The sequence below is a fragment of the Elusimicrobiota bacterium genome, assembly GCA_041658405.1.
In the GTDB taxonomy this organism is placed as follows: Bacteria; Elusimicrobiota; UBA5214; order JBBAAG01; family JBBAAG01; genus JBBAAG01.
This window is the reverse complement of record JBBAAG010000115.1, coordinates 1-6,133: the sequence shown is the minus strand read 5'-3', so window position 1 is coordinate 6,133 and position 6,133 is coordinate 1. Positions and strand designations below refer to the sequence as shown.

Sequence of the window (6,133 nt, the reverse complement as noted above, 5' to 3'; positions counted from 1 at the left end):
CTAGAAGAAGGAATGCATCTACCTCAGAATCTAGAGTCTAAAGAAGCTGCTGAATTATGGGTAGGGTTATTGGATAAAAGCGTTAATGAAATGGCTGTAAAATTGAATCATAAACTTAGTGTTGCAGAAACCGAAGGGAAACTTACATTTAATAAAAGAAGACTATTGGTATCTCAATCCGAAAAAAACAAACAAAAGATTGGAGTTACCGTTGCAGAATTTGAAAACATCGGAGAAATAGCTAAGACAAAAGAATTGGGCAAGGTATTTTGGCACAACTTCGTGGCAGGACTCATACGAGACAATAACAATTTATTCAACATTGTTGAAAGAGAAGAAATCAAAAAAATCCTTGGTGAACAATCCTTATCTCTCTCGGGCCTAGTAAATAAATCTGAACTAAAGAAGATTGGAGATCTTCTTGATACAGACATAATAATATTTGGTAGTATTACAACACAGAAACGCATAACAGTTAATTTAAGACTGGTTGAATGCCAAAGTGGTAAAGTGATCGCAACATTATCAGATTCATGCCTATCAGAATTAGATCTTTCATCAGTAGCCGAGAGGATATCTAATCGGTTGATAAATTACTACGAATGGTAATTTTTTTTCCGCAAAACTGGCACACATCGCGATGCACACAAAGCAGTTCCCCGCAGGAAGGACATTTCCATCTTCGTTTTTCGTACCTCACGAACTTATCGAGCCCGTATTTTTTTATGTAACTAAGATTATCAATCATACTCATCCCGTACTTTGTGCGATACCGTTTATCCAAATGCTGTACCCGTGCACAAGGGTATATATTGCATTCATAACAAAACCCTGATTTAGTTACTTTAAGTTTCCCGCATTTTTTTATCCTGCAGCGTGCGCAAGCCGGAGTTTTTAAACGTTCATCACCGTTACAACCTTCACACTTACCGTCCCTGAACATGTTAAGACAAATCCCGCAATTCATCCCGCAGGGCGCGACAAGGTTTGGGGTTAACGATTCAGGCAGTATCACTTCTTGTACTGATACACAATCTTCCCGTTAACGATGGTAAGTACGGGATAGCCAGTAAGGTTGAACCCGACGAACGGCGAGTTCGCGCTCTGTGATACAAACTTTTTATCTACTTTACGGTAAGTATTGATATCAATAACTGTAATATCCGCTACGCTTCCAGGCTTAATGTTTCCGCGGTTAAGCCCAAGTATTTTTGATGGATTTACTGCCAGCTTCTTCACAGCATCGGATAAAGATAACACCTTAGTTTTCACAAGATACGTTATAGTCAACGGCAGTATTGTTTCCAATCCAATAATCCCAAACGGTGCGTACCCAAACTCTTTATTCTTCTCTTCATCAGTATGCGGCGCATGATCACTTGCGATACAGTCTATCGTTCCATCCGCAATACCTTTTTTTATTGCTGCAACATCCGCGGCGGTACGCAGTGGAGGGTTCATCTTAGCGTTTGCATCATACTTCTCAACAATCTCGTCGGTAAGCGTAAAATAATGCGGTGCAGTTTCTGCTGTTACTTTCACCCCGCGCCGTTTCGCCTGGCGTATAAGCTCAACCGACCCTGCGGTACTTACATGCGCGATATGCAGTATACCGGTAGTTAGTTCCGCGAGCATAAGGTCACGGGAAACCATTACTTCCTCAGCTTCGCTTGGTATACCCTTAAGCCCAAGTTTTGTGGAGGTAAACCCTTCATTCATCACACCATCAACACTAAGATCAATATCCTCGCAATGCGCAATCAAGGGCAACCCAAACATTTTTGCGTACTCCAACGCACGGCGCATAACCTGTGCGTTCATGATTGAATGCCCGTCATCCGAAATTGCAACCACCCCGACTTTTTTTAGTTCACCGATTTCCGCGATCTCTATACCTTCCTGTTTCTTAGTCACCGCGCCAATAGGATGAACATTCACCACGCCTTCATTCTTAGCTTTGAGAAGTATAAACTCTACTGCCGCCTGGTTATCAGTAACAGGATGCGTGTTTGGCATACAACACACGGTTGTCACACCACCAGCTGCAGCTGCGCGTGTTCCGGACTTAATAGTTTCCTCATCCTCTTCTCCGGGTTCACGCAAATGCGTGTGCATATCAACTAGGCCGGGGATAACTATTTTGCCGGTAATATCAATAACTGTTGTTGTATCACCCGGAGGCACGGAGATTGACTTCCCAACTTTCTTAACTTTCCCGCCGGAGATATAAACATCAAGTTTCGCGTTAACGCGGTTAACCGGATCTACCACCGTACCGTTTTTCAGTAATATATCATTATTCATAAATTAACCCTTCGATTTACTCTACAACATCCGCGGTAGCAGTTTCCCCTCCAGCAAGAAGGAACAGTACTGCCATACGTACCGCTATACCGTTAGTCACTTGTTCGTAAATAACAGAATTTACACCATCCGCAACATCTGACGTTATCTCAATCCCGCGGTTCATTGGGCCGGGATGCATAATAATAACGTCATTCTTAGCTAACGCCAACCGTTCCTCATCAATACCATACAATAAACTGTACTCACGGATTGACGGGAACAAATTTTCTTTCTGCCGTTCAAGCTGGATACGCAATATATTAATCACATCTGCTGACTTAATCGCTTTATCCAGGTTATACTCAACTTCCACGCCATTAATTTGTTCAACATATCCCGGTATTAACGTTGACGGCCCGCAGACGGTAATCCGTGCACCAAGTTTTGTGAGGCCCCATATATTTGACCGTGCAACACGGCTGTGAAGTATATCACCTACGAGCACAACTTTTTTTCCTTTAACAGACCCCATTTTTTCACGGATTGTAAAAATATCGAGCAACCCCTGGGTTGGGTGTTCATGCCAGCCATCCCCCGCGTTGATCACTGACGCTTTGATTGTCCGCCCGAGTAAATGCGGCGCTCCGGACATCCCGTGACGGATGACCACGAAGTCAGCTTTCATTGCCTCTAAAGTTTTACCGGTATCCACCAGTGATTCACCTTTTACAACACTGGAAGTAGCCACCGCAATATTTACGGTATCAGCGCTTAACCGTTTCGCTGCAAGTTCGAATGACGTGCGTGTACGTGTTGACGCTTCATAAAACAAAAGCACAATAGTTTTCCCGCGGAGAGTTGGAACTTTTTTTATGGACCTCGTAAATATTTCTTTAAACGGTTTAGCGGTATCGAGTATAAGCTCGATCTCCTGTTTTGACAGGTACTCAAGCCCAAGAAGGTCTTTACTTATTAACCTTACCATCATTTCTTCCCTGAAATTAGTTCTACTTTATCCACACCATCAACTTCTGCGAGTTTAACAGACACATACTCATTTTGTTCTTTTGTCTGCACAACTTTCCCGACAAAGTCAGCCTGAATTGGCAACTCCCGATGCCCACGGTCGATTAGTACCGCTAACTGCACACGTTTGGGACGTCCAAGATCGGTTAAACAATCCAATGCTGCGCGTACACTACGCCCGGTATACAACACATCATCTACCAGCACAACAGTACGTTTTGTGATATCAAACATAATATCCGTACCCTTAACTACTGGATGCTCACTTATTTTGTTTAGTTTACCAAGTACATCATCACGGTAAAACGTTATATCCATAATCCCAAATGGAACATTAATTTCCTCAATTTTCCTAATTTCTTCAACGATCCTGCGGCCGATATACTCACCCCTAGTACGGATACCTATAATCACAAGAGTGCTTAATTCACCATTATTCTCAATAATTTCATTCGCTAACCTCCGGATGGAACGCTGAATTTCTTTTTTCTTCATCACCAACGTGGTTTGAGTATTCACTTCTTCACCTGCGATTTTATATATTTTACATAACCCAGTTTATCAAGATTTATAGCTTTTTCTTCAACCTGTTTCCCTATTTTTTTGCGGTAGTCCGCAAGTTTTATTGCCAACTTTTTATCATCCACCGCAAGAATCGATACTGCGAGTAATGCCGCGTTCTTTGCGTTGTTTATCCCCACTGTGGCAACAGGGATACCTGCCGGCATCTGGACAATAGAAAGTAATGCGTCAAGCCCTTCAACAGCCGCGCTTTTTATTGGAACACCGATCACGGGTAGGGTTGTGTAAGAAGCAATAACACCGGGTAAATGCGCTGCCTGTCCTGCAATCGCGATAAACACCTTAGCCCCTGAAGTTTCATACTTTTGTATGAGCTCAACCACCCGTGCGGGTGTACGATGCGCTGAGGCAATAGTGATGTAGTTTGGAATACCGAACTGTTCAAGCGTGGCGGTTGCATCCGCCGCTATTTTTAGGTCAGAATCACTGCCGAGTATTATAACTACTCTTACGTTTTCCATCTTGGGATTGTATTTTAGTAAACCCTTCCGTTATTGTCAAACATCTATATACATAAAAAAAATTACTACTTCACATTACTCTCATACCACTTTTTCGCTGCGCCAAGCTGATCCGCTGCGGAGATAAGTTTATCCTTAACTTCCGGCAGAGTCGGCCTCCACGGTGTCTGCATAAAACCTTTTAACAACCCTTGATTCAAATTCTTAGCGCAATACTCAACAGTCATCTGCATATTAGTATCATTATAATAATTACTCCCCGCTGCGACATGTTCATACCCTGCGTCCTCCAACTTTTTATACGCTGCTACATAAGTCCTATACGGTTCAGGTGCAGTATTAACATCGAAATACAAACTATAATACCAGTTGTTCTGAAGGACACTTTTCGGCATTTTATTTACAAACATCTCCGGGTGTTTCCATATATAGTCTGACCACACCCATGCCCGTGCGCCGGTACGTTCTGCGCAGTCAATATAAAAATACAAATCCTTCCACCATAATCCGAACTGGCGGATAACAATAAACTCCTGATACTTCTGATGCGCCAGAGTTTCTTCATCCATCCCGAGGTGGAAGTACTCCGGCTGGCCGAAGATATCACCCACTTCTTCAATAATTTCTGATACTACTTTGTAATAGATATCCGAAGACACCATATGCGCATACTTACCCATCCACGCGTCGTGTGTTGCTGAAAAGTTTAATTTCGGTATTGGAGTGATACCCAACGCGCGGATAGCATCAATTTTTTTCTTGAACTTATCTATACTCCATGCACCGCGAATCGCGATCTCGGGATGGCTCTCAAGCTTAACCCCGTCCCCAACGTCGATAAGCAGCATATTACACCCGTTTTTCGCTAATGCCTCGACAGTAGCATCCCACGTTTTTTCGTCAGTCCTAAACTTATTTTCTTTAGAAATATGCGGCCTCTGGAAGTCAGGATTATTCCAGTCAACCCACATGTTGAAACTCAAGTGTATCAGATATGACCAAATCATAATATTTTATTTCCCTTCCACAATATTTTTAGCTTTCCCCAACAATACCGCCGCGGCTTCAAGATGGTTTTTTTCATGTTTTAGCGTTGGATGCCAGGGCGTCTGCATAAACCCTTTCAACCTTTCAGGTGAAATAATCTTTGAGCAATACTCCGCAGTCATCTCCATATTTTCAGGACATGAATAATTACTCCCGGTCGGCACCTGGTCATACCCATGCTCCTCAAGTGTACGGTACGATTTTACCCCGAGAATATCATCACTAAACTTATTGCGGTAATACCAGTTACTCTGGAGAATATCCTTCGGCATTTTTTTTAGGAACCAATCTGGATGATCCCAAAGATAATCGGACCACACCCAAGCACGCGAGTTATTATCTTCCACACATTTTTGGAGATGATAAAGATCCTTCCACCACAGATTGTACTGCCTAATAAGAACATGCCGGAGAAACCGCTGGTTACTCATATTCTCTTCATCCATCCCGAGATGGAAATACTTAGGTTTTCCAAACAGTGAACAACACTCGTCAATCAAATCCCTGGTAACTTTATAATAAATATCTGTAGACAACATATAAGAATACTGCCCCAGCCACGGGTCGTGCATCGCAGAAAAGTTTAGTTTTGGTATCGGCATCATCCCGAGCTCACGTATTTTCTTTAGTTCAGCTTTAACTTTTTTCTTATCCCATGCACCAGGTACTGAAATCTCAGGATGGCTTTCATATTTTACAGCATCCCCGACGTCGATGATTAACATATTACA

At 42.6% G+C, this 6,133-nt stretch carries 8 protein-coding genes; 1 reads left to right on the top strand and 7 read right to left on the bottom strand.

Features of this window, described 5'->3' with window-relative positions:
- On the top strand, positions 1-609 hold a 609-nt coding region (locus WC955_12775), incomplete at its 5' end, for a FlgO family outer membrane protein (GenBank protein MFA5859928.1).
- On the opposite strand, the gene WC955_12770 is transcribed toward WC955_12775, so the two are convergent.
- The 7 genes from WC955_12770 to WC955_12740 all read right to left on the bottom strand — a co-directional run.
- Entirely contained in the window at positions 578-1,015 is a 438-nt protein-coding gene (locus WC955_12770) for a DUF3795 domain-containing protein (GenBank protein MFA5859927.1), read from the bottom strand. The two genes, WC955_12775 and WC955_12770, sit on opposite strands and share 32 nt — an antisense overlap.
- A complete protein-coding gene (locus tag WC955_12765) occupies positions 1,012-2,304 on the bottom strand; it encodes a dihydroorotase (protein MFA5859926.1) in 1,293 nt (430 codons plus the stop codon). The genes WC955_12770 and WC955_12765 overlap by 4 nt, the downstream gene beginning before the upstream one ends.
- A 16-nt stretch (positions 2,305-2,320) precedes the next feature.
- Positions 2,321-3,271 carry an aspartate carbamoyltransferase catalytic subunit gene (locus WC955_12760; GenBank protein MFA5859925.1) on the bottom strand — a complete coding sequence of 317 codons (951 nt, stop codon included), beginning with the start codon at positions 3,269-3,271 and terminating at the stop codon, positions 2,321-2,323.
- On the bottom strand, positions 3,271-3,831 hold the full coding sequence (gene pyrR / locus WC955_12755; protein ID MFA5859924.1) for a bifunctional pyr operon transcriptional regulator/uracil phosphoribosyltransferase PyrR: 561 nt from the start codon (positions 3,829-3,831) through the stop codon (positions 3,271-3,273). Before pyrR ends, WC955_12760 begins: the two co-directional genes overlap by 1 nt.
- Entirely contained in the window at positions 3,828-4,355 is a 528-nt protein-coding gene (gene purE, locus WC955_12750; protein ID MFA5859923.1) for a 5-(carboxyamino)imidazole ribonucleotide mutase, read from the bottom strand. Before purE ends, pyrR begins: the two co-directional genes overlap by 4 nt.
- A gap of 65 nt (positions 4,356-4,420) precedes the next feature.
- The gene (locus tag WC955_12745) at positions 4,421-5,362 is read right to left on the bottom strand and encodes a Tat pathway signal protein (GenBank protein MFA5859922.1); all 942 of its coding nucleotides are present in this window, start codon (positions 5,360-5,362) and stop codon (positions 4,421-4,423) included.
- A gap of 6 nt (positions 5,363-5,368) precedes the next feature.
- On the bottom strand, positions 5,369-6,133 hold a 765-nt coding region (locus WC955_12740), incomplete at its 5' end, for a Tat pathway signal protein (GenBank protein MFA5859921.1).